Source organism: Spirosoma migulaei (genome assembly GCF_054776855.1).
Genome location: NZ_BAAHBG010000022.1, coordinates 131,643 through 156,510, shown reverse-complemented (window position 1 = coordinate 156,510; position 24,868 = coordinate 131,643). Strand labels below are relative to the sequence as shown.

Sequence of the window (24,868 nt, the reverse complement as noted above, 5' to 3'; positions counted from 1 at the left end):
TAATCTGTAAAAGGGATAGTAACTAACTAATTTTGGAATTAACTATTTAAACGATATATTATATGGACTGTTTCTGAAAACAACTTATTCTATACTAAGATGGCCATTACCTCATAGCCTTCAGAATCACTAAAAAAAGGCAGGCTAGTATGGGAAAACTAATTTTAGAAAAAATAGGGCAGGGAGATTAATAAATTTTAATTCAATTCTTAATTCAGTACAGCTGCTATTAAATTATCATTAAGAAAAGAAAATGTGCTGGTTTGGGCCTTAGCTACCCCTTTAAGCTATATAGACTTGCTATAACAGAACAATATTTTAGCAATAATTCAACAGACAACTTTTTGTGGTTTGCGTTCTCATATTGATAAAATGGTATCTTTAACGAATTTTTAATACTTTTGGTGTAGTTTTTATACTTAAGTATCACTTCTTAACTTAAACAACGTTCTATGCGTAAATTTTTACTAACACAGCTCCTACTGTGTTTATTCGCTATTCCGTTGATTGCTCAAAATCGGGCTATCACTGGAAAAATCACTTCATCAGAAGACGGCTCTCCATTACCAGGTGTTACTATCCTTATAAAAGGAACCACCCAGGGTACAACAACAAATTCAGACGGTACTTTTCAGATTAATGCAGCAAAAGGCGCTGTCATGCAGGTTAGTTTTATTGGCTTTGCAACCGAAAGTGTTAAGCTGGAAAATCAGACCACAGTGAATCTGGCCCTGAAACCCGATGCGTCTCAGCTTCAGGAAATTGTGGTAACGGCTCAGGGTATTCGGAAGAGCCAGCGGGAAATTGGGTATGCTATCTCGAAAGTAGCTACTGAAGACGTAACCGTTGGTCGGTCCCCACAGTTAGCCCAGGCTCTCTCGGGAAAAGTGACTGGTTTGGCTGTTTACAACGTCAATAACAGTGTTGATCCAGCCGTGAAGGTTGTTTTACGCGGATATCGTTCGTTGACTGGTAATAACGAAGCGCTGGTTGTTCTCGATGGTATGCAAACGACCTCGACCATCTTATCAACCATCAACCCAAATGACATTGAGAGTGTGTCCATCCTGAAAGGTGGCCAGGCTGCTACCTTGTATGGTTCATCAGGTATCAATGGTGCCCTGATCATCACCACCAAAAGGGGGGCAAAAGGAAAACTGAAAGTGAATTATTCAAACAGCACGAACTTTGAACAGATCAGTTTCCTTCCTCAGATTCAGGATAAATACGGCTCTGGCTCGCACTATGCTACGGCGTTCGGTACAACGGGCTATAAGACAGATTATCTGGAGCGGATGAAAGATAACTGGCGCGCCTACGAAAACCAGCAGTATGGTGATGCCTTTGATGGATCAGTTCGGATTCAGGGACGAACCGCTGAAGATGGTAGCCAGCTTCTTATTCCGTATTCGGCCGTTCCAGATGCACGCCGGAAAGCCTTCAATACGGGTGTTTCGGTGAATAACCAGATTAATTTCCAGGGTGGCGACGAAACCAGTTCGTTCTACATGTCGATTGAGAATCAGTCGGTAAACGGGATTGTTCCAAACGATAAGAGTGTTCGGACGGGTACCCGTCTGTCGGCTACGAAAGAATACGGTAAACTGACGGCCAGCTTTAACGCCGGTTATGTGCAGGGCGTTTATAATCGTACTTCGTTTGATTTCTACAATGGCGTATTAAACCAGCCAGCAAACTTGCCATTGAGCGACCTACGGAACTGGCAGACCAATCCGTTGGCCAACCCAAATGGATTCTATAACGATTACTACAACAACCCATACTTTGAGGCCGACAATGCCCGGCGAAATTATAAGGACGCCAACATTAACGGTAACCTAAGCCTGACGCTCAAAGCAACGAACTGGTTATCCTTGACGAACCGCCTGGGTGTTATGAACAACTCCCGTACCGGTAAAAATACCGTCGGCAAGTTTACCTATTCTGACTGGGCGAAAAGTAAATCATTTATTCCGGCTCCGTTCTTCCGGGATGGTGATGGCACAGGCATTTACCGGGCACTTACCGATACGCCAGGTTCTGTAGAAGACTTTTCAGGTACGGAAAATGTCATTAATAACGAATTCCAGATTCAGCTGTCGAAAGATCTTGGTCCGGTATCCAATCGATTAATTTTGGGTAACAGCTTGTATCAGCGCACAACAAACAACATTTTGATCGGTTCAAGCTCAATTGTTGTTCCTGATGTCTATAACGTATCGAACCGTCAGGGCATCCTGAGAGGTGGGCAGATTCTTACGCAGGAGCGCCGTCTGGGTTATTATGCCGATTATACCGCGAACTATAAGAACTTCCTGATTTTGAACGGTTCGTTCCGTTTTGATCAGACGTCTAAGTTCTACAAGCCAAACCGAGATGCTAGTTTCTGGTCATACCCCTATTATGGCGCAGCGGTTTCGTTTATTGCTACCGATGCGTTCCCAAGCATCAAGAGTGAGTTCCTGAACTATTTTAAGTTACGGGCTAACTATAACAAAAACGCCAACGATAATATTCCGTTGTATGGATTGGATCTGACCTATCCGAACGGAACGAGCTTCCCATATGGGAACACAGTTGGTTTGACGGTTGGTAACACCCTACCCGATCCCAACTTAAAGCCTGAAACAGTTTATTCTTCTGAAATTGGTGGTGAATTTCAACTGCTGAATAACCGCATCAATATTGATGTGTCGGCTTATACACAGAACTCTAAGGGGCAGGTAATTACGGTACGGGTTCCAAACTCGACAGGTTTCCAGAGTTTGTTAATCAATGTAGGCGAGACCAAAAACTGGGGTTACGAAGCTGAGCTGAAATACCTGATTGCCAGAGGGGGCAAGTTCTCCTGGGATGCCAGTGTTCGTTATTCCTATAACGATAATAAAGTTATTGACCTGTATCCAGGTATTAATGAATTCCAGATTGGTGGTTTCTCGTATGCAAACACCAACGTAATTAAGGATTCCCGCTTCCCGGTCCTGAAAACAGATGGCTACCAATACGCTCCAGATCAGTCAGGACGTGTTTTGGTAAACGCAACGACAGGCTATCCTTTACGTAATACGTCGTTATCAGCTCGAGGTGGTGTTCTGCCACGGCACATTGCCGGTCTGGGCTCCAAAATGGAATATGGCAACTTCGGCTTTACGTTTAACTTTGAGTATCGGGGAGGTAACGTAATGTTCAGTGATTTGGGCCGTCAGATGACCTTTACCGGAACGGGTAAATGGACCGAAGATCGCGCTCCGCACGTTTTCCCGAACTCCGCTATTCTGAATGCTGATGGCAGCGTGTCGCCTAATACGACGAATGTGCGCGAGGCAGAGTATGCTCTTTGGGTAGATAACTACCGGTTAATCTCTGAAAACTTTGTTACACCAGCCTGGTTCATCAAACTTCGGGATATCAACCTGTCGTATCGTCTGCCACAAAACCTGATGAACAAAACCAAGATTTTCTCTGGAGCTAGCATTGCAATCTACGGACGGAACTTACTCACCATCGTTGACAAGCTGAACTATTACACCGACCCTGAATTTAGTTACCAGGGTAACCCAGATCCGGGTAGTCAGGCTACACAAACTCCCACAACAAACTCATCGGTTGGTATCGGGATCAATACAACGGGCCAGACTCCACCAGTGCGCCAGTATGGGGTAAACATCAATCTTACGTTTTAGTCAACAGCAATATTGAACTTGATATGAAATTCAAAACATTAATTATAGCTGCTTTAGTGACCTTGGCGGGTAGTAGTTGCGATACCAAAAAGTTTCTTGACATCAACACCAACCCGAACCAGTTGCCCACCTCGTTGCCCAACTATGTATTTACCAATGCGCTGAATACAACAGCGACGAACATAGCTGGCAACACAAATGGACAGGGTTCGAACGAACTCGGTTTCTATTGGGCAGGTCAGTGGTCGCAGGGAAATGGGTATATTATTACGACTACCCAATTTGCCTACCAATTCACGAATGGTGATTTCAATTATTGGGATCCCTATTATGATAATCTGGAAGATTATCAATTTGTGATTAACAACGCCGATGCTAATAACCAAAAGTTTCTGAAGGGGCCAGCTAAGGTGATGAAGGTAATGCTGTTCCAGCAACTAGTTGATCTGTATGGGAACATACCGTATACGGATGCGCTAAAAGCGGCCGCTGTGTTAGCCCCAAAATTTGATGATCAGAAAGCCGTTTATGCATCGTTAATTACCTCACTGGACGAAGCTATTGTTGATCTAAAAGCGAATCCATTTGCGGGTGGTTTTGGTACGTCTGACATTGCCTTTGGTGGTAATATTACCAAGTGGATTCAATTCGCGAATTCACTCAAGATGCGCATACTGATTCGTCAGTCTAAAGTAGCGGGCCTGGAGTCGTACATCAAGACCGAGATCAACAAAATCGTGACTGAAGGTTCAGGGTTTGTTACGGGATATGATGCTAGTATTGGTGGTCCATCCTTCTTTCAACCGGCAGCGGGCCAGTTAAACCCCGTTTACGATCGCTGGGGCTATGACGCTACCGGTGCTAAACGGGCTTTGAATAACTACCCACGGCCAACGCAATTCCTGATAAATACGCTCAAAGCAAATGGTGATACCCTGCGCCTGAAGCGGATTGCGTATGCTACTGGTGGTGAAAATAGCAACACGCCTGGTGTTAGTACGAAAGCTGAAATTGCAGCAAACTATGCGGGCACACCATTTGGCGCTAGTTCTGGCTACTTACCAGCAAATACCTCCTCTGTAGGACCTAGCTTATTAGTGAAAGGTGATTACAACCGTCCGTATATTATCATGACGGCATCTGAAGTTCAGTTCCTGCTGGCAGAGGCTAAACAACGGTACGCCGACGTGACTTTACCAAATACGGCTAAAGCTTATTTTGAAGAAGGTATTGTTCAGTCGTTCCGCGTATTAGGTGCTAACACAGCTGGTGCCGCTGCATTTAAAGGTAGTAAAATTGAAAACTACGACTTTGATTCGTCAACGGATAAGTTAGCGGCTATTGCCATCCAGAAATGGATTGCCTTGACGAACTTCAGTGGTTTGGAAGCATGGGCTGAATACCGACGGACCAACCTGCCGGTTACGCCACAAAGCATTCAGGTGCCTGATACCAAACGGCCTACACGTCTTTTCTACCCAAATACGGAAGGTGGCTCAAACTCAGCTAACGTGACTGCACAAGGTACCATTGACGTATTTGCTACTAAGTTGTTCTGGGACGTTGACTAACTGATTCTGTTAGCTGTCTCTTCATAAAAAAGGAGGTCATCAATATGATGACCTCCTTTTTTATGAAGAGAATTGTAGCGTAAGCTGAACTATAGGTCAATCCATCCATAAAAAAAGCGGGCCGATAGAATCGGGCCGCTTTCTGCATTACGCTTTATCCAACTATTAAAATTTTCTTGCTTTAGGAAATCGTATGCAGACTAACAAGGATATATAAGGCAGGATTATAGGAGTGGCCTGATACATACTGTGGTGTTAGGCTGTGGGCAAATACACTTGTGTACTGATTTCTATCAGAAAGTAAACCTTATTCTCATTAAAATCATAGTATGGCTAGACTAATGTATATTTTTCGGTAGGTTTATTAATTTCACGGTAGTAAATCCAATGCGAGGGTACATACTTGCATTGCTTGTGTAGTGGTCTTGTACAGTCGTTGTTTATGCAGAGGTGACACCAAACTTTTTGCCCAAAACGAAGTTATTCTATAAAATTAGCCGACTCAACATCATGAAAGACGAAAAAGATATAGATCGAGACGATGCCCAGCTAAATGGCCGAACGGAAGGCCCATTTAGCACTGACGATACGGATATCGACAGGCCGAATGAGGATAATAGAAACCGGTATCAACAGGAGAACTCGGCCAATGGTACGGATAGCCAGCAGGTGCGTGGTGGCCAGGACGGCCGGAATGACCGGGCTATTGGCAGTACCGATATGGACAGTAAAAATGGCGTACTACGTATGGGCGATAATGCCAATAGTACACTTGAACTAACGGAAGAGGGATTAAATAGCGCCGTAGCCGATGAGGCTAAAACGAACACAGCTATGGTAGATGTAACAACCCATGGTCCCGATGATTATGCGTCTGCTGATCAGGTACCCGTACCAAAGGCTGAAGAAGAAGCAAAAAAACAGACTGGTAAAAAGGACAGGAAGGAGTTGGCCAGTGAAGAAAAGGCGCGGCAGACTCACGATACTGACCTAGCTGAGACAGGCACCGATCTGAATAATAAACCTACATATTAACTTTTCTTTCTCAACACCTAACAAAGTAACGTTATGAGCGTAAGTAGCAATTCCCGCAAAGAAAGCACTGAGTCATATGCGGCTCAGGCCATGCACAACACCATGGGGATTCCCCCAGCGTTGGCACAACTAAACGACAAAAATCTGGATAACGAATTGCCTTCCCGTGTAGCAGACAGTAATGACACCGATGTTCCTGGTGACGTTACCGAAGCGGATGCTGTAATTGCGGAAGTCGACGATGAAAATGGCGCCACAAACGCGGATATCGAAGAATCCAAGCGGGCTTCGTGGGGGCAACCTCCTGTAAATACCGACGAAGGCAACCCGGACTGGGCCACCAGCACAACTGATGAACCTGTTCCAGCAACACGCGCTAATGAGCCCGAGCGGACACTGGGTAACGCATAATAGGTAATTCGATAAGTAACAACAGAATCGGGTTGGTTAAGTCTCTAAAAGGCTTAGCCAATCCGATTCTGTTGTTACTTCACCAACTGGTTTAAGGTATAGCATACCAGTCGATTCATGAGCTTTTTTTGTCCATTACTGGCCTGTAAATTGCCAAAGGTAAGTTCATAAATCCGGTTAGGCTTTAACTCGCTTAACGTCAATAATACCGTTTTCCGGTCGTCAGAAAACGCTACGGCCGAAACAGAAACTGTTTGAACGTCCATCTGTGGGGACCCATAAGCACGATGGTATTCATAATAATAACTACGAAAGTGATAGTTTGCCAGACCACGGGCAGTAGCTTCGTCAACAGGATGGGTAAAGGTCAGGGCAAAGCCAGTTGGAGTTAATTTCATCGCCATTAGGTCCAATGGAACACCGGAACCAGATTTATAACGAAGCCGCTGAATACCCCGCGCACCAAGCCAGCCATGATCGGTTTGGCCCAGATATAAGCTGCCATCAGGTGCGAAGGCCAATCGATTATTGCCAATCCGCATCGGAACACCATTTGAACCTGCCTTACTGAAAAAGGGTATGCAGGCTCCCTGCATCTGTCCATTCACCTCATCGGGCAGAATACGTAACAAGTGGGCAAAATCCATATCGCTCACAAACAGTTGATTCGCAAAGGGACCGAATTTGCCGCCTGTATTATCCAATACAATTTGCGTAGGTGAATGCGCCATTAATTCGTGCGGAAAGGCGATACTCTCAACCGTTCGCATACTGTCGAGTGTTTGGACTGACAAGGTCAGTGGGTCGATGTCCGGGAAGCCAGGTCGCCAGACCAGGCTGGTTGGATGGCCGTAAAATTTCCCTTCTTCCACATGATACAGTTTACTGGTGCCAAGCCAGTCCCCCTGATTGTCTGTAACGAATAAACGACCCTGCGCATCGAAACCCAGTCCGTTAGGTGATCGAAAGCCACTGGCAAATGGTTTTAGTTTCCCATCGGGGGTAAGTTTCATAACCCAGCCCCGGTAGGGTACACAGGAATACATCCGTCCTTGTCGCCCCAGCGCATCGTACTTCCCCCGAACTTCATCGCGGATACCCGCGCCGTTAGAACCTGTATTCAGACTGATATACAAATTCCCTTTAGCATCACGCACAGGGCCAAACGCAAACTCATGGTAATTACCCGACATGCCAAACTGATCCGTAACGGTCTCATATTTATCCGCTATACCATCGCCATTCGTATCGGTCAGGCGCGTGAGTTCGGGTCGCTGAACAACCAATAACTCCCGATTACTGATCGCTATGACGCCTAGTGGGTCATGTAGACCTTCGGCAAAGAGTTTCCAGGTTTTGGTTTTAGGCGTATAGAGCATCACTTCGCCCCGGTGGAAACAGGCTGCCATACGCCCGTCGGGCAGAAATGATAAGCCACCTGTTTCGGCCACTAAACCGGGTGGGGTAGGAATCGTTTCCACCTCATAATAATCGGAAATCGTATCTGCCGGGGAGGCCGTGAGCAGCAGGGAGGAAAGTAGGAGGGAGATAAGCATGAGTTAGTTAACAATGTAACATGGATAATGGTCAATGAAAGTGATTGATAGACAAAGGTTTTTTCGGGGTAATTATTCATTATTCATTGTATATTATGCATTATCCATTCAATCTGTTGACACTGATAAAGTGAACTGACGGGTTCCGGCAGGTAGGCGGATCTCTCCATTCTTTAATTGTCCAACGGATGGCCGTAGCTTTATACCAGGTTGGATCGTTGTAACAAACGTAACGGGTTGTTTACTGGGGCCGACCGAAAACGTTCGTATAAGGCCGCGCCCAGTGGGTAACGGTTTAACCAACTCGCGGATTTCCACCCCATTGATGCTATAACGAAATTCAGGGTATCGATTTACCAACTGATAGCCTTTGAACTGGGGTTGTTCCTGGAGGCCAGATCCTATTTTCCAGGGAAAGCCACCCGTGTCCCGAAAATAAATTTCCCCAACGATCTTGGTCAAGCGCTGCCCTTTGCCATCCCACTGTTCGGTATTATCAACGAACCCTCCCGACCAGGCGTAACGCAATCGGCAATGACCCGCATCAAATACGTACGATTGACCGCCTTCAGGTCCGGGTAAGCCTACAGCTATGGCTGCTGGGCCACAATCAGGCATAAAGGTTCGGTAAACGGCAGGGAGCTTCAGCGTGTATGGATGGCCCGACATGGCAGGCTGATGGTGCTGATGACCAAAATCGGCCATACGGTCAGGATTCGGGATATTCAAATCCTGATCCGGTGGAGGGAGTCGTTTGGGCTCGTTGGTGGCATAGATTACCCCGTACATGATTGAACCATGGCCGGGATATGTACATACAAAGGGATAGGCCCCTTCGGGTAAGCTAACCACTAATGAATCGACATTGCCGGGTTCAACGCTTATGGTATGCGCCAGTACATCTTCCATGATCGGTACATGATGCTGAGCGGGCCCCTTGTTTCCCAGCGCTAAAGCGAATTCAACTACGCGCAAGCGTGAGTTTGGCCGGGTAATAACGAGGTTATGGGCCATATCATCCTTATTTTTGAAGACAAGTTTCAGACGCGTATTTGGCCTGATAACCAGTCGTTTCTGATCGAATTGCAGGCCGATCGATGTGGAAAGGGTAATGAGCGTATCTCGTTGAGCATGTGCTATCTGAGCAGATAACAGAATACCCACGATGAGTAACAAGTTTGGCATAGGGTTAAAAGCAAAAATCGATTAACTCTAATGATTATTGGTGGATGGGTTGAGCAACATGTCTACGGCGGGTGAAGGGAGGAGTGTACCCGATAGGACCTGGTTTTCAAGCCTGTTGATCTGCTCACGAATACCCGGCTGACTGTAAAATTTCCCTTCGAGTCGCTGCCGTAACAGGGATCGGAACCAGGCCAATTGCTGCTTCTGCCGTCGGCGATTTCCGGCACCGTTTTGGGTTGTCAGTTGATGGTGTTCCTCAATCGTCTGCCAAACGTCGGATATACCGAATGGTTGAGTGTTATGCTCGGGTAGGGCCGAACAGGTTAGTACCGGCGGAAACCAGCCTGTTCCTGTGGGTGGAAATAAGTGTAGTGCATTTTGGTATTCAACGCGAGTGCGGTTGGCGGCTGACCGATTATCACCATCAGCTTTCGTTATTACCAGTGCATCGGCTAGCTCCATAATGCCCCGTTTCATGCCCTGCAATTCATCGCCTGCTCCTGCCAGCATCAATAGCAGGAAAAAGTCAACCATGCCATGGACAACGGTCTCTGATTGGCCTACGCCTACAGTCTCCACCAGAATCGTATCGAATCCGGCAGCTTCGCAGAGCAACATGGTCTCGCGAGTTCGGTGAGTGACTCCGCCCAGCGAGTCGCCTGCTGGTGAGGGGCGGATATAGGCGCTTGGATTCATTGAGAGCGTTTCCATCCGGGTTTTATCGCCTAGTAAACTACCACCCGAACGCTGGCTGGTTGGATCAATGGTAAGCACTGCTAATCGATGCCCCAAACCAGTAAGGTAAGTGCCAAACGCTTCAATAAATGTACTTTTCCCCACGCCCGGAACACCGGTAATACCTATCCGGATCGAATTGCCTGCTTTGGGTAAAATAGCCTCCAGGACTTGCTGTGCTAACTCCTGATCATCTGCCCGACGACTCTCTACAAGCGTAATGGCCTGACTGAGTAACAGTCGGTCGCCAGCGAGAATGCCGCTAACGTAGTGATGAGCAGGGTGTCGGTGGCGCATTCAGAACCGGGATTTATATGATTAGACTGATTTTTATGATTTTGTTCATTAACTATGATTATAAATCTTATGAATTAAGTATTAATGGCAAGACTCAGATCATTTAAGGCCCGGCAAAATCAGTGGAATCAGTTCAATCATAAAAATCCCGGTCGAAGATCCTCAGGCGTTGTAATTTTTATATTTTCGTATGATCCCTCAATGAGTGTTATCGGAAAACCAGCATATTCCATAACGCTGGCGCAATCGGTGAAGAATGCCTGCTCCTCGGTTTTAAAGGCATGCCGGAATGCAGTTAGTTGAAACGTTTGGGGGGTTTGAACCAGACGATACTGACTCCGATCAACAGCCTGACTAACTCCATCGGTCCCAACGACGCGTATTGAATCTTTCACCGGTACGCAGGTTACTGCTGATCCGGTACGGGCAGCCGTTTCGAAACTAGTCAGGATGATTTCTGGCGAAATAAAAGGCCGGACACCATCATGGACTGCTACTAAGCCATCACTCGCTCCAATCGCCTGTAGCCCATTGCGAACCGATTGGAAGCGAGTGGCTCCCCCATTGACGGTCTGGATGGGTGGGTGAAAATTATGGTCTTCGCAAAGGGTGTTCCAGATAGACCAGTCGCCTGAAGGAAGAACCAGAATAAGCTGGGAAGCAGGTACTACAGTCAGAAAACGCTCAATCGTATGCTGGAGAATCGGCTTGCCTTTTAGTAACAGAAACTGTTTTGGAATGTCGGATTTCATCCGGCTACCACTTCCCCCGGCTACAATAATAGCAAAAAACGGGTTGTTCACTGGTTGGTGGGTCATAACGAAATGAGGGGCTCAATGGCCCCTCAAAAATAGTAATCATACTGACTTTGACCGCTCTGGTTGTTCGGTTAAATAATCAACATCGCATCGCCGTAGCTGAAGAAGCGATATTTTTCTTTAATGGCAACCTGATAGGCTTCCTTGATGAGTTCATGCCCCCCAAAGGCGCTGGTCATCATGATCAGGATAGACTCCGGCAAGTGCAGGCTTGTCAGCAATGAGTTCGCAATTTTGAAGTCGTAAGGGGGGAAAATAAACCGATCTGTCCAGCCTTCAACGGGCTTCAAACGGCTGTTTGCAGAGACCGACGACTCAATCGCTTTGAGTGATGTAGTTCCGATTGCGCACACACGCTTGCCAGCATCCAAAGCCGTGTTAACGATTTTAGATGACTCTTCGGAAATTTTATAGTTTTCAGAATCAGTTTTGTGTTTGGTCAGATCTTCAACATCCACCTGACGGAAGGTGCCCAAACCAACGTGCAGCGTAATAGGGGCGAAGTGGATACCTTTAATTTCCATCCGTTTCATCATGGCACGGGTAAAGTGCAATCCGGCGGTAGGAGCGGCTACTGCCCCAACATGTTGGGCAAAAACCGTTTGATAGTCATCACGGTCGGCGTCTTCGGCTTCCCGGTTCATGGCGCGGGGAATTGGTGTTTCACCCAGTTCGTCTACTGCTTTCATGAATTCCTCATGATTGCCATCAAACAAAAAGCGGATAGTCCGACCACGCGACGTCGTATTATCAATTACTTCCGCAACCAGGTCACTATCACCGAAATATAGTTTATTGCCAACACGAATCTTACGGGCTGGGTCGACTAGAACGTCCCAGAGTTTCATTTCGCGATTGAGTTCGCGCAGGAGGAAAACTTCAATTTTGGCACCTGTTTTTTCCTTATTGCCGTACAGCCGTGCTGGAAAAACTTTGGTGTTATTGATCACCATCACATCGCCATCACTGAAGTAACTCAGCATATCCGAAAATTGCTTGTGTTCAATAGTCTTGGCTTTCCGGTCAACGACCATTAGCCGTGATTCGCCCCGCTCAACTGGGTATTTCGCAATTAGACTTTCGGGTAAATCAAATTTAAACTCGGATAACTTCATAGGATATCAGCACGAAAAAGAACGGTGCGTTTTTTGTAAAGGGCGCAAAGATAGTAAAAAACCCGGAAAAAGTCAAATTTTCCGGGAGATTTTCTTGCAAATATCAGAGAAATGACTATCGAATAGTCATTTTAGTGGCCAATTGGCTGAACAGACCCTTCCGTATTCACATGCGCCCGATCGGTCGTGTTAAATTTCGCCATCAATTCAGGGGAGACTTCATTTGCATACGTGCCCTGGGCAGATACAAAAACACCTTTCATTCCATTAGATGCTGTGATCGCATATAATGTCATTTCATCACCAGGATCTGAAGTGCCTTCGAACCGGTAAAACTTATCGACATTAAATTCTTCGCTCTTCAGTTTCGTTTCTGTGCTCTTCTCTTCCAAATAGTCTTTTTTAGGACCGAATTCGTGTGTATAGCCTTTTGTGCGGAGATCTTCCATCACTTCGGTCAGGGTGGTCATGTGGTTCATAACGGTAGCGTTTAGTACATTAGTAAAACTCAAAAGAGAGTGGATAGTTTTCGGTCCTATAAAGGCCATTGCCTATGTTGGCGAAACATTTGCCAGAAAAAGGGTATTAGGGATTTATTTCTTCATACGGGATACATAACCAGCTATGATTACTTGCCATCAATCTATCCATAAACTCCTCATACTGATGCTACTTGTTTCTGCCTGTAACACCACCGATCCTGAATTTACGATTCCTGTCCTGCCCCAACGGATTGAGTTTTCGGCTAACCGCCAATATCCGGAGGGAATTGCCTATTCGCCTACGCTCGATCTGTTTCTGATCAGTTCAATAACCCAGGGGAAAATAGGAACTGTGGATCAAATGGGCCGGTATGCCGATTTGATTACTGATGACAAACAACTTATCAGTAGTATTGGGATGAAGGTACGTGGCTCGCTGTTATACGTTTGTAATGGGGACCAGGGTGTTTCGGATAAGAGTACGGAACACACAGCCCTGAAAACAGCCGGATTATTTATCTATGACCTGAGTACGAAACAGAATGTACGTCGAGTCAATCTGGCTGCTCTGCTGCCCAATGAAAATCACTTTGCTAATGACATTGCTTTTGATGCAGCAGGCAGTGCGTATGTGACAGACTCATATGCACCTGTAGTTTATAAAATTCCTGCGGATACAGCGCAATCGGTCACGATTATCAACTCTCCACTGTTCGCAGGTGTAGAAGGGATTAACCTGAATGGAATCGTGTATCACCCCGATAATTACCTGATTGTTGTAAAGTCGAACGAAGGAAAGCTGTTTAAAATAGACCTCACTAATACAAACACGATTACAGAAATAACGGGAGTGAATCTGCCCGGCGGAGATGGTATGTTAGTTTACAACAACGATTTATACGTTGTGAATGGACGAAACCAGGTATCGCAGATTCGAAGTTCAGATGGATGGAAAACGGCTTCGCTAGTTAAAGTCGATACGGTTGGGTATGAAGATGCTACTACGAATGTATTGGTAAACGACAAGGTTTATACATTAAACGCCCGCATTGGTGAGGTCAGCGCAGCCGCAACCGCTAAAGATACCTCCCAACTTCAGGCAAGTGGTTATAGTATTCAGCAGTTTAAATAGAAAGGAGGAGAGGGAGTAAAGGGAGGAGGGGGAAGAAAGGGAAAAGCAGCATAGCTTCCAATCCCTTTCTTCCCCCTCCTCCCTTTACTCCCTCTCCTCCTTTTCATCAATCCGGCAACACCTTGATCATAATGTCTTTGTAATAAATTTTGCTTTTTGGATCGTGGCCTTGTAAGGCAACGGTGCCCATGCTTAGTTTTTTTGGTGATTTGCCGTTACTAATGCTATCAGGTTCAGTGTAATCGTTGATGAGCTTATCATTGATTTTGATCATCACTTTTTTGCCCTGTACAATGATGTGTTCAGTATACCATTCTTCGTCCTTTACAAATACCTCCTTTACATCCTGCACTCCATAAACGCTACCGGTTTTACGCCAGTCAGTATGCGTTTGATTTACCTGAATTTCGTATCCTTTGGAAGGCCAGCCAGTGTTCTGGTAGGCTGTGTGAATAAACATGCCTGAATTGGAGCCGGGCATGGTCTTTACCTGCGCTTTAAACTCAAAATTCTTGAAATTATGATTGCCTACGGGGCCTTCGTAAAACAAGTGGGCACGTGGCCCGGCTACAACGATAGCGCCATCCTGAATGGTAAACGTGCTTGGGCTATCTTCATTAACTTTCCAGCCAGTAAATGTTTTGCCGTCGAAAATACTGACCCAGCCGTCGGCAGATGGGCGAAGGGTGAAACTAAAGCAAAAACCGAGCAGCAGTGTGGCTGCTAACAATGTCAGACGAGTTTTCATACGAATGGGGCGAGTTGTGTTTAGGGTGGCCCAATCACTAAAGCAAACAGACGGTAGAAACTAACGAACATGGCTTGTATATATAGCTTTTGGGGTGAAATCTTTATACCTGGCCTGATTTCAGAATAGCTAGCTGCTAGTAACGGAGTTTATCAATTGGTTAACAAATTGCCTGCTTAACCAAGGGCAAATAGCTGAGTTAGTGATAAATAATATAAGTTGATTGTTGTAAATTGCCTCCAGTATTACCACCACCCTTGTACGTTAAAATGCTAACTGAACAGTCCACCGATGTCGGATTTGTTGAGCTTCTTGATGCCCTGCCCGATTCGGTAGTCTGGATGCGGGCGTTGCGTAATGAAGCCAATGAAGTTGTAAATTTCCAAATAGACTACGCCAATCAGAAAGCACAGGACCTGACACAAAGTATGTATCAGGTCTGTGTGGGTACGTTGGTGCTGGGCGATAATGACCATATTAAAGCCTTTACGGAGAAGAGTTTTCAGGTCATGTGTCGGGTGCTGGAAACAGGGCAGCCACATGAGTTTGACTTTTTTAACCCACAACTGAACGGCTGGTTTCTGATGAGCCGCTCTAAACTGGGTGATGGTGTCCTTTGCGTTACTCGGGAAATTTCGTCGCTGAAAATTGCCGAACAGGCGCATCGACGGCAAACGAACTTGCTTAATAGCGTACTGGATAGCTCTCTCAACGGAATTATGTCGTTTGCATCGGTACGGGATGATGCCGAGGAAATCATTGATTTTACCTTTCTGTCAGCCAACAAGGCTGCTTGCCGTATGGTGGCTAAACCGGTCGATGAGATCATTGGGCAGCGGCTCTTATTGATTTTCCCGGGTAATATCGAATCCGGACTGTTTGCGAAGTACATTGAAACGGCCGAAACCGGTGAGCCAACACGTACTGAAACCTATTATAGCCACGATGGGCTGGATTTCTGGCTTGATATTTCAGCGGAAAAGCTTGGGGATGGTTTTGTCGTTACATTCACCGACATAACTGTACAAAAGCTGGCGGCTAAGGTTGTAGAGCGGGCGGCTACTGAGTTGCAAACGATTATTGATACATCGCAAACGGGTATTTTTCTGTTCAGCCCGGTTTATAATGACGATGGTGAACTGATAGATTTCCGGTTTCGGGTAGCTAATCGGCAACTGGCTGCTTACGTAGGCCAGCAACCCAAGGCTGTAATTGGTGCATTAGGGAGTACCTGGTTTCCTGAATTCAAAACAAACGGTTTGTTTGATCGATATCGTCAAACCTATGAAACGGGTGAGCAAGTACGGTTTGATTTTCACTATAACGGAGATGGCATTGATGTTTGGCTCGACATTATGGCCACCAAAATGGGTAATGATGTTCTGGTAACCTTTGCCGATTATACACCCCTGAAACGGCTTCAGCAACAATTAGAAAATACGGTTACAGATTTACAGCGTTCGAACAAAAACCTGGAGCAGTTTGCCTACGTGGCCAGCCATGATCTACAGGAGCCGTTGCGAAAAATTCAGGCCTTTGGCGATATTATTCAATCGCAATACGCTTCTGTCATTGATGATAGTGGTGCTGACATGATTCGTCGGATGCAGTCGGCAGCAGCCCGCATGCAGGTGTTAATAAAGGATGTGCTGGCTTATTCTCGTGTTGCTACTATACAGGAAACGCTAAGTTCCGTGAATCTTGGTCAAATTGTCAACGATGTGTTAACCGACCTTGAAACACCTATTTTCGACAAACAAGCCCTAATTACGGTTGATAAGCTGCCAATCGTGCAGGGAGATGCTGCTCAACTGCGACAGCTCTTTCAGAATCTCCTCAGTAATGCACTGAAATTTTCGAAGATAAGCACAACATCTTCTGTCCCAACGATCACAATTACAAACCGGCGCGTGCATGGACGAATAATGAGCAAAATGGCTATTCCGGCTATCGATGCTGACCGGCTATTCCATCTGATCACCGTAACCGATAATGGAATTGGTTTCGACCCAAATCAGGCCGAGCGAATTTTTCAGGTGTTTCAGCGTCTACACACTCGAAGCGAATACCAGGGCACCGGAATTGGCCTGGCTATTGTTCAGAAAGTTGTTGAAAACCACCAGGGATATGTACATGCCGAAGGCCGACCGGGCCAGGGAGCTACCTTCTCTATACTCTTGCCAGTATCCTCGCAGGCCTGATTAAATTCGGTATGCGTAACTAGCTTTCTTAGCCCATGTTTATCACTTTTGCCTATCTGTTCGTTACTTTGGCAGTTGAATCAACCGGACTATTCATGCGCAATTTCATTTTATTGGTTTTTGGATTGGCACTAGCCTCATGCAAACTCGCTGTTCCCAGCGTGTACGAAGCTCAATTTTCGTCGGATCCAATGTCCGTGTCGGTAACGCCCGGCCAGATTGATGAAGCGTCGGGTATGGTCGACAGTCGTAGCCAGTCCGGTAACCTTTGGATCGAGCAGGATAGCGGTAGCCCGGCCGAATTGGCTTTGTTGGGTTATGATGGGAAAGTAAAAGGAAAAATCAGTATTCCGAATAGTACGAACCGCGACTGGGAAGAAATGACTATTGGGCCTGGTCCGAAGGATGGTACGAATTACCTCTATATTGGTGATATTGGGGATAACAATGCCCAGAATACTCTTTGTCAAATTTACCGGTTGCCTGAGCCCACTTCCGTACAGACGGCCGTATCACAACAGGTTGACCGTATCAACTTCCGCTATCCCGATGGCCCTCGTGATGCCGAAGCGATGTTTGTCGATCCAACGACTAAAGACATTTACATTATATCGAAACGGGAAGAAAAAGTCCATTTATATAGCCTGCCTTATCCACAAAATGTAAATGAGGTGACGGTAGCCAAGGCATATGGCGAACTACCAATAACGTTTGTAACGGGTGCTTCTATCTCTCCTGACGGAGCCGAAATTCTGGTGCGCACCTACACCCAACTCTATTACTGGAAGCGGGATTCTGGCCAGTCGATTGCCGATGCACTACAGTATGGTACCAGCCGTCAGTTGGTTGTCCGCGCAGAGCCGCAGGGCGAAGCCGTTTGTTTTGATAAAGACAACAAAGGATTTTTTACCATCAGCGAACGCGCCAATGCAGCATCGATAAACCTATATTACTACGCCAGGAAATAGTTTATTAGCGGAGTACATGAACGTACGTGCAGTGAGTAGATTAACTATAAAAGGCACATGACCCCACTTCACTTATTCCACTAATCACCTCATTGACTATATTGCTGGATGGATTCATCGATACTGATTATAGTCCTGAGTTTATCGGTTCTGATTTCATACGCTTTTGATTTGTTCAGCAGTCGGTTCAAAACGCCTTCCGTTTTGTTACTCCTGTTGCTGGGCATGCTGACAAGGCAGGCAACCGAGTACTTCAACGTTCAGGTACCTTACGTCAATACCATTCTGCCTACACTGGGTACGCTGGGGCTAATTTTGATTGTGCTGGAAGGAGGCCTTGATCTGGAACTCCACGCCGATCGGCTTAACATTATCCGGCGAACGCTCCTGGCTTCTCTGCTGGCCATTATTGGCGGTACACTCATCATGGCTGGCATGCTGTATCTGCTTCTGAACGATTCGTTTTACCATTGTCTGATTGCGGCCCTGCCATTCTCGATAGTCAGTAGTACCGTAACCGCCCAGACCGCAACGAACCTATTAGGAGGACAGCGGGAATTTGCCATCTACGAATCGGCTTATGCCAGTATCCTGGGAATTATGGCCTATAACTTCCTGGTACTGAGTCGAGATTCAGTGTTGAGAGCTGTCTGGTCGTTCGCTCGCGATACACTGGCAATGGCTATCATTTCGTTAGGCTGCTGTTTCTTGCTACTATACCTGATTGGTCGAATCAATCACCGTATCAAGTTCCTGCCTATCATTTCAGTGCTGTTTCTGGTGTATGCGCTTGCAGAAATCAATCATATGTCATCGTTACTGTTGATTCTGATCTTTGGCCTTTTCCTGAATAATACAGATCTGTTTATTCGCGGGCGATTAAGTCAGATCCTGAAAAATGATTTGTTTGAGAAAGAGCTTGATCAACTGAAAAATCTGACGGCAGAAGGGGCCTTTGTGGTTCGCACGTTCTTTTATTTGATCTTAGGCTATGCTGCTGTCCCTCAGAGCCTAATTGATATGGATGCGCTTATTGTCAGTGTATTATTTGTAGCGGCCATTGTTTCCTGGCGCTGGGTGACACTACGGTTAACCTATATCGGGCCTTTAACCCCCTTACTCTGGATTGCGCCACGCGGTCTGATCACAATCCTGCTTTACCTGAATATTCCAGAAGACCTGCGTTTGGTGGGCTTTCGGGAAGGAATCCCCATGCTGGTTGTGGTAGTATCCTCGGTGGTAGCCATGATAGGCTTGCTGGGGAATAAATCAGTGAAGAGTGAAGAATGAAAAGTAAAGCAATTATTCTTCACTTTTCATTCTTCACTCTTCACTTAAAGGTACTGCCAGAATTTCCAAAATGGCCGATTGGCAAGATAAGTCAGATCCTGCTCATTGGTAAATGCCTCTCGCTCGAAACTAATATTTCGGTAGGCTTTATAGTGATCCCGGTAGTGAAACCGGCGGATGCAATATTCAATGCCATACCAAATATAGAAAGGCAAAATGCCCAGTTCCGCCTGTTGCCGCAAATGAATTCGTTCATGGTTAAGCAGGATAGGTCCAGGATTGGCTTGCCGGACTAAAATGAACGGGAACAAAGCCATTCCATCAGGGCGTAGAGAAGGCAGATGAACAACAAACATAGCTGCACTTTACTTTTACAGGTGGCAAACAAGGACAAACGCAAAAGTATTCACTAAGTCCTGGGTTGACAGCTTCCTCTTATGACTTTATTACTGATTAGTCTCTTTATTGTTGGGTATGTCCTCATTACCCTGGAACACTCGATTACTATCAATAAAACCGCGACAGCTCTCATTACCGGGGTCGTTTGCTGGACGGTATATGCATTAATGGATGGCCATCCCGAATCGGTTGGGCATCACCTCGGTGAGCATCTTGCCAATACCGCCGAAATCCTGTTTTTTCTGCTGGGGGCCATGACTGTAGTAGAATTGATTGATGCCCACGATGGGTTTACCCTTATTACCGATCGGATTGCCAGTCGAAATATCCGGACCCTGCTCTGGATCATCAGCCTGCTGGCGTTTTTTTTGTCGGCGCTCTTGGACAACCTCACTACCGCCATTGTGATGATATCAGTTACCCGTAAACTGGTACGTAATACGGAGCAACGGCAGATTATAGCGGGTATGATCATTATTGCTTCCAACGCTGGAGGAGCCTGGTCGCCCATTGGTGACGTAACAACAACGATGCTCTGGATTGGCGGACAGATTACTACCCTGCACATTATTCAGTGGTTAATTTTGCCCAGTTTGGTCTCTATGTTGCTGCCTTTGGTTATACTCACTCGCGCTCAGCCCAATGTCCAGGTTAAAACAGCATCACAGGGTATCAGCCGCCCTTATGTTACACCTACCGCCCGGCGCGACCGTCGAACCATGCTGGCCGTTGGGCTGGGAGGGATGTTGTTTGTTCCCATCTTCAAGACGGTTACGCACCTGCCTCCCTACATGGGTATGATGCTGGTGCTAGGTGTGATATGGGTTGTATCTGAATTGATCCACAGCGATAAAGATGAAGCTGAGCGGCAGAAATTCACGGCAGCCTATGCCCTCAGCCGGATTGATGCACCCAGTATTTTGTTTTTTTTAGGTATTCTGCTGGCAGTAGGGGCATTAGAAGCCACTGGTATTCTCCATAGCCTGTCTGAAGCATTAAATCAGGGAATAGGTAATTTAGATGTAATTGTATTTTTAATTGGGATCGTTTCGGCCGTCGTCGACAATGTTCCGATTCTGGCTGCTACGATGGGTATGTATGACTTGCAAACCTATCCGGTCGATGACAAACTTTGGGCATTTCTTGCCTATTGTGCGGGTACTGGCGGAAGCATACTGATTATTGGATCGGCAGCAGGAGTAGCCGTGATGGGGATGGAAAAGCTGGCTTTCGGCTGGTATTTGCGTAAAATTAGCTGGTTGGCATTAATTGGTTACGTGGCTGGTGCCTTGGTCTATCTAGCCGAATTTGCGTTGATAAATTAGCCTGAAGATGAGGCTATAAGGGGATGAAATATAGTTGCTTTTTAGTGCCTTAACCGGTTGGTTTCTAGTAGAAAAAGTCCCCAAAACTCAGTGCTTTGGGGACGAGGGTTCAAGTATGAACGGCTTGTCAACGGTTACATTTACTAACATGAATCCAGTTGAGCCACGGAGCATTTGGCCTCGCATGACAAGCTGACTGACGGTTGTAATCGCGCCGTTACTGAACCACCAGGCGGTATGCAGCACATGCCTTTGTTTACGTAACTCCCCAACATAGGCCGGATGCCCATCAAGTACTGTTTCCCGAACGCGCCCTAATGCATAGCCACTACCGAGCCAACAAGCCATAGGGCTATGATCGGCACTGAACCAGTCCGGCTGAGGTTTCAGATAGAGTAATGTGCCCGGTTTCGCAAACTGAATAAACCCATTGGCAAGGGTTTTACGCTGGCAACCTGGCCCATAGTTCCGCAGAATGGAATCTGTTAACTGCCTGGTAACTTCTGAATCAATTGCTGATTGGTTCGGCAAAGACGCAAACGCCCTAATACTGATACCAACCACCAATACGCCGAATCCCCAACCTGCCGACTTCACCATAACCAATGGTGATTTTATCGCTGACGTCTCTACTTCCATCAGACCAGTTTTCTGTACCAGCAAGCGCGCTAATCCCCAGCTAGGCAACCAGGCGTATACGGCAACGCAGGCTAATCCAATACCCTCGTGCGCCCATGAACCAGGCATTGCGCCAAACGCAACCAGCAATACGATCCGAAACAAATTACATAAGATAGTCAGGCTGAAAACGACAGATTCATAGGCTACTACCCAGCTTACTACCACCTTTTTCTGCTGAATGCGCTCCTGCCAAATCAGGGCAAACAAACCAAGCAATAAGGATACACCCGTTAGCTGTAGACCCATACAGGCTGGATCAACAGCCATTTCAAGAGGCCCCGTATCCGGCCCAGCTTTGATAAGTACATTACCCTCCACCTGTACGTTCAGGCCCGCCAGCCTAAGTAGAGAGGCTGCCCAGGCGCTAAGTTGCAGTCGAATTGGAAACGTAAACAAAGCCGAAAAGTAGCGAAGGCCTGGTGAGAACAGGCATAAAGCAACCAGCCGCCCTGTCCAGCGGTTTCGTCCTGCGTTGCCCGGCCACCAGGCGTAAACCAGGAGCAGAATAGAGAGCAGGGTTGTCAGATCAATGGATAGCATAGTTTTTCTTCCAGACGCCCCAGCCAATCAGACCCGCCAGCATAATTAATAAAGCCCATTCAGGAGGTTCCGGTACGGCTCCTTCCTGCTTAAGGGTTGCGTTGTCAAGCCCCGAATGATCTTTCTTGATCCCAAATCGGTCGTAGTCGGCTTCGGTTTCCAAAACAACCAGGCTTGATAAGGGAGAGACGATGTGCGCCTGTTGGGCTTCCTGAATAAGGGCTTCTGTCTGGTAGTTTTTGACAAAATACTGCCGTCCAATCTGATACAATAGATGGTTATAGGTAAACAGGCGGGCTATGTGGTCGGGTGCTACCGATGCCTGAGTGGGTTGACCTGGCGTTTCGCGAATGACAATACCCGCTTCGGGTAAGGCAATACGATCGGGTTCATCAGAGCGACCTGGAAACTGATGTGTTTGGCTATACGTCCGGAGATCGTCTGTATTGCCAGTTGCCATGTTTAGCACCGAGAGTTCGGCCAGCGTTTTCAGATAAGGCGATAACACCAGCTTCGTATCATCCGAAACGAAACAAAAGGTGCGGATGGGTGTCTGCTGTTTCGACAAAAGCCCGAGATTATCGGCAAAGCGGCTTCCTCTTAAGTCACTCAACGTAGGCGACATTGCCGTGCCTTTCGTAATGAGTAGGGCTGATTCTGGATTCGCAATCCGATAAATTGGGAACAGACTAAATGCTTGCTGACTGAGCCGTTCAAAAGCCGCATCAAGATCCCCTTCCGTTAGTTGCTCTAGCCCGTCATCGAATACCCAAATCCGGCAGTGAAGTTGTTTTTTAGCCGCCTGAAAAGCTGTTATAAACTCGTTTTTCGTCCATGATTGATTCACGTCGAGATACACATCCGTAGGTGTAAATGACTCACTAGCTGGTTTTAGTGGCTCTACCTGATACGCTTTCTCGTTCAATAGAAAGGCGTCGGACGATAAAGCGGGCGTCTGGAAACGTAACGACCAGTTGGGTTCATAACTACCCTTATGCGTGAGAATGCGGCCCTGTAGTTTATCGAAAAACCAGGGTGTTTTTAGGTCCGTCGGGGATGATGCAAACTCCACATGTACAAGTTCATTCGCCGACGAAGCATCGGGGCCTTCGATAGTGGGAGTCTGATAAATCAATTGCTTACCCGTCAATAGTAGGGGAGAGGTAATCCCCAGTTTCACGCGCCGATCTTCGCCTGCACGGCAGGGAAACACACGTACCGTTACCCGATTTCCTTCCTGCCAGTACACAACCGACGGATCTCGGGCAACCACCCGGGATTCTACGCCAACAATGGTCCGATACGCAGAATCGGCTTTCGCAACGGTTGTCAGACGAGCGGGTTCTTCCCGGCCATTGACCCATAACGACATTGAGGAAACAACCGAACCCGCGGGCAAGTGAAACGTCATTAGGGCTTCTTCGGTGGCGTTGCGTGCCTGATTTCGAATCCGCAACGTTTGCTCGGTGTAGCTTACCCGGAACTGGGGCCAGATGCGCACCTGCGATACAATATCCTGTGTAGTCAGGTGCCGACCCGTCCATAATTTCTCTTCGGCACCGTGTCTATTCGACGAAAGCACTTTTAAAAGGGCAAGCTGATCGTCATTACTCAAAACATCAGTCGGAAACAACTGCGAGGCAATGACTACCAGTGGGTCGTGCTGGCGAACGTCATCAAATGCAGTTAGTCCGGTTAATCCCCACCCACGTCCATTGAAAAATTGCCCTTGATCGTAAACCCGATTACTCAACAACAGTCGATTCGTTATCCATTGCGATACCAGCCCGTCGGATTGAATCCGTTGGGCAATCAGAACCCAATCGGGCAGGTCGCTCGTTTTACGGATGGTAGATTCCATATGGGTTTCCTCCATATGGTTGAGGTCACGTATCCAGCCACTCAGAAAAAGACCAAGTATCAGGAGTGGTACAGATAACCCGATCCCTACGCCGAGCCGTACATGTTCTTCTCGTTTTGCATCCTGCCATAGGCGTTTGCCCAGGACAACAGCAAATAAAAGTGGTACAAACGAATGGATAGACAACCCCAGACCAATTAGCATAGGTACGCTAATGAGGTATAACGGAATCACATAAATTGCCATATAGGCAAATAGCCACCACCCAAACGCTAATACCGCATAGAGTAGCTGCTGCATTCTGACAGATAACTCTTCTTTCCAGGTGTAAAGAACCATTGCAGCACTAACCAATACCAGCGCCCAGCATAGCCACTCGGTCGATTGCTGAAAAACGGGTATTTCCCGATTCAATCCATAGGCGCTGATTAGCCAGAGTAGCATTCCCATCCATCGGGCAGAACGGCCATCCGGATAGTGTTGCTCACGAAATTTAAGAAACCCATTCATGTATAACACCAGCGAAATGGTTAATGCCAGGCCGTAATGGAGCATGAATAGTATAGTATTGGTGGCGCTTACCTTGGGCGAGTCGAAGAAATCATACAGCAAAAACACGCCAGCCGATATTGAGAGCAGTAATAATCCCAAACCGAATGTTGAGTCACGAAATGGCCACAAAAAGCGGGATCGAACAGAATCTGGCAGCGTATACTCGGTGTTATCTGCCTCATCGAGTGGCAGTTCAAGATCAGAACGCAATTGGTTTTCGTTGATTTCTGTTTTCATGAAAGTACTTTGTTTGACAAAGTGAAATGATAAAAAAATAGCTAAT

Annotated in this window: 19 protein-coding genes; 9 read left to right on the top strand and 10 right to left on the bottom strand. The window is 46.6% G+C overall.

Going from position 1 to position 24,868, the window contains the following annotated elements:
* The first annotated feature begins 452 nt into the window (after positions 1 to 452).
* From ACYVGO_RS21910 to ACYVGO_RS21895, 4 genes are all read left to right on the top strand, one after another.
* A complete protein-coding gene (locus ACYVGO_RS21910) occupies positions 453 to 3,683 on the top strand; it encodes a SusC/RagA family TonB-linked outer membrane protein (protein WP_142771964.1) in 3,231 nt (1,076 codons plus the stop codon).
* Positions 3,684 to 3,706: 23 nt separating this feature from the next.
* Positions 3,707 to 5,254: a SusD/RagB family nutrient-binding outer membrane lipoprotein gene (locus ACYVGO_RS21905; RefSeq protein WP_460971100.1), complete on the top strand. Its 1,548-nt coding sequence runs from the start codon at positions 3,707 to 3,709 to the stop codon at positions 5,252 to 5,254.
* Positions 5,255 to 5,764: 510 nt separating this feature from the next.
* Positions 5,765 to 6,289, top strand: a complete 525-nt coding sequence (locus ACYVGO_RS21900) for a hypothetical protein (RefSeq protein WP_142771966.1) — start codon at positions 5,765 to 5,767, stop codon at positions 6,287 to 6,289.
* A gap of 33 nt (positions 6,290 to 6,322) precedes the next feature.
* Positions 6,323 to 6,700 (top strand): hypothetical protein, encoded by a 378-nt coding sequence (locus ACYVGO_RS21895; RefSeq protein WP_142771967.1) that lies wholly within the window; start codon positions 6,323 to 6,325, stop codon positions 6,698 to 6,700.
* Between the two features lie 74 nt (positions 6,701 to 6,774).
* Here the strand turns inward: ACYVGO_RS21895 and ACYVGO_RS21890 are convergent, their stop codons facing one another.
* The 6 genes from ACYVGO_RS21890 to ACYVGO_RS21865 form a co-directional block, all read right to left on the bottom strand.
* Positions 6,775 to 8,256, bottom strand: a complete 1,482-nt coding sequence (locus ACYVGO_RS21890; RefSeq protein ID WP_460971099.1) for a PQQ-dependent sugar dehydrogenase — start codon at positions 8,254 to 8,256, stop codon at positions 6,775 to 6,777.
* A 108-nt stretch (positions 8,257 to 8,364) separates the two neighbouring features.
* Positions 8,365 to 9,441 (bottom strand): plastocyanin/azurin family copper-binding protein, encoded by a 1,077-nt coding sequence (locus tag ACYVGO_RS21885; RefSeq protein WP_460971098.1) that lies wholly within the window; start codon positions 9,439 to 9,441, stop codon positions 8,365 to 8,367.
* Between the two features lie 27 nt (positions 9,442 to 9,468).
* Positions 9,469 to 10,473: a methylmalonyl Co-A mutase-associated GTPase MeaB gene (gene meaB / locus ACYVGO_RS21880; protein ID WP_460971097.1), complete on the bottom strand. Its 1,005-nt coding sequence runs from the start codon at positions 10,471 to 10,473 to the stop codon at positions 9,469 to 9,471.
* A gap of 137 nt (positions 10,474 to 10,610) precedes the next feature.
* Entirely contained in the window at positions 10,611 to 11,291 is a 681-nt protein-coding gene (locus ACYVGO_RS21875; RefSeq protein ID WP_460971095.1) for a 2-C-methyl-D-erythritol 4-phosphate cytidylyltransferase, read from the bottom strand.
* A 71-nt stretch (positions 11,292 to 11,362) separates the two neighbouring features.
* Positions 11,363 to 12,406, bottom strand: coding sequence for a tRNA preQ1(34) S-adenosylmethionine ribosyltransferase-isomerase QueA (gene queA, locus ACYVGO_RS21870; RefSeq protein ID WP_142771972.1), 1,044 nt, complete (start codon positions 12,404 to 12,406; stop codon positions 11,363 to 11,365).
* A 131-nt stretch (positions 12,407 to 12,537) separates the two neighbouring features.
* Positions 12,538 to 12,885 (bottom strand): hypothetical protein, encoded by a 348-nt coding sequence (locus ACYVGO_RS21865; RefSeq protein ID WP_142771973.1) that lies wholly within the window; start codon positions 12,883 to 12,885, stop codon positions 12,538 to 12,540.
* Between the two features lie 187 nt (positions 12,886 to 13,072).
* Here ACYVGO_RS21865 and ACYVGO_RS21860 point away from each other — a divergent pair, with 187 nt between their 5' ends.
* Positions 13,073 to 14,020: a gluconolaconase gene (locus tag ACYVGO_RS21860; RefSeq protein ID WP_460971094.1), complete on the top strand. Its 948-nt coding sequence runs from the start codon at positions 13,073 to 13,075 to the stop codon at positions 14,018 to 14,020.
* 106 nt (positions 14,021 to 14,126) lie between these two features.
* On the opposite strand, the gene ACYVGO_RS21855 is transcribed toward ACYVGO_RS21860, so the two are convergent.
* Positions 14,127 to 14,768: a 3-keto-disaccharide hydrolase gene (locus ACYVGO_RS21855; RefSeq protein WP_460971093.1), complete on the bottom strand. Its 642-nt coding sequence runs from the start codon at positions 14,766 to 14,768 to the stop codon at positions 14,127 to 14,129.
* Between the two features lie 269 nt (positions 14,769 to 15,037).
* Here ACYVGO_RS21855 and ACYVGO_RS21850 point away from each other — a divergent pair, with 269 nt between their 5' ends.
* The 3 genes from ACYVGO_RS21850 to ACYVGO_RS21840 all read left to right on the top strand — a co-directional run bounded on the left by ACYVGO_RS21850 (position 15,038) and on the right by ACYVGO_RS21840 (position 19,227).
* Entirely contained in the window at positions 15,038 to 16,969 is a 1,932-nt protein-coding gene (locus tag ACYVGO_RS21850) for a sensor histidine kinase (RefSeq protein WP_460971092.1), read from the top strand.
* Between the two features lie 95 nt (positions 16,970 to 17,064).
* Entirely contained in the window at positions 17,065 to 17,937 is an 873-nt protein-coding gene (locus ACYVGO_RS21845; protein ID WP_460971090.1) for a PE-PGRS family protein, read from the top strand.
* 108 nt (positions 17,938 to 18,045) lie between these two features.
* Positions 18,046 to 19,227: a cation:proton antiporter gene (locus tag ACYVGO_RS21840; RefSeq protein WP_460971089.1), complete on the top strand. Its 1,182-nt coding sequence runs from the start codon at positions 18,046 to 18,048 to the stop codon at positions 19,225 to 19,227.
* A 44-nt stretch (positions 19,228 to 19,271) separates the two neighbouring features.
* Here the strand turns inward: ACYVGO_RS21840 and ACYVGO_RS21835 are convergent, their stop codons facing one another.
* Positions 19,272 to 19,583 carry a hypothetical protein gene (locus ACYVGO_RS21835; protein WP_460971088.1) on the bottom strand — a complete coding sequence of 104 codons (312 nt, stop codon included), beginning with the start codon at positions 19,581 to 19,583 and terminating at the stop codon, positions 19,272 to 19,274.
* Between the two features lie 81 nt (positions 19,584 to 19,664).
* On the opposite strand from ACYVGO_RS21835, the gene nhaD reads away from it, so the two are divergent.
* Positions 19,665 to 20,951 (top strand): sodium:proton antiporter NhaD, encoded by a 1,287-nt coding sequence (nhaD, locus tag ACYVGO_RS21830; RefSeq protein WP_460971087.1) that lies wholly within the window; start codon positions 19,665 to 19,667, stop codon positions 20,949 to 20,951.
* Between the two features lie 87 nt (positions 20,952 to 21,038).
* Here nhaD and xrtN read toward each other — a convergent pair whose 3' ends face one another.
* Both xrtN and ACYVGO_RS21820 read right to left on the bottom strand, forming a co-directional pair.
* A complete protein-coding gene (gene xrtN / locus ACYVGO_RS21825; protein ID WP_460971086.1) occupies positions 21,039 to 22,172 on the bottom strand; it encodes an exosortase N in 1,134 nt (377 codons plus the stop codon).
* Positions 22,159 to 24,822 carry an XrtN system VIT domain-containing protein gene (locus ACYVGO_RS21820; protein WP_460971085.1) on the bottom strand — a complete coding sequence of 888 codons (2,664 nt, stop codon included), beginning with the start codon at positions 24,820 to 24,822 and terminating at the stop codon, positions 22,159 to 22,161. The genes xrtN and ACYVGO_RS21820 overlap by 14 nt, the downstream gene beginning before the upstream one ends.
* Positions 24,823 to 24,868 lie beyond the last annotated feature (46 nt).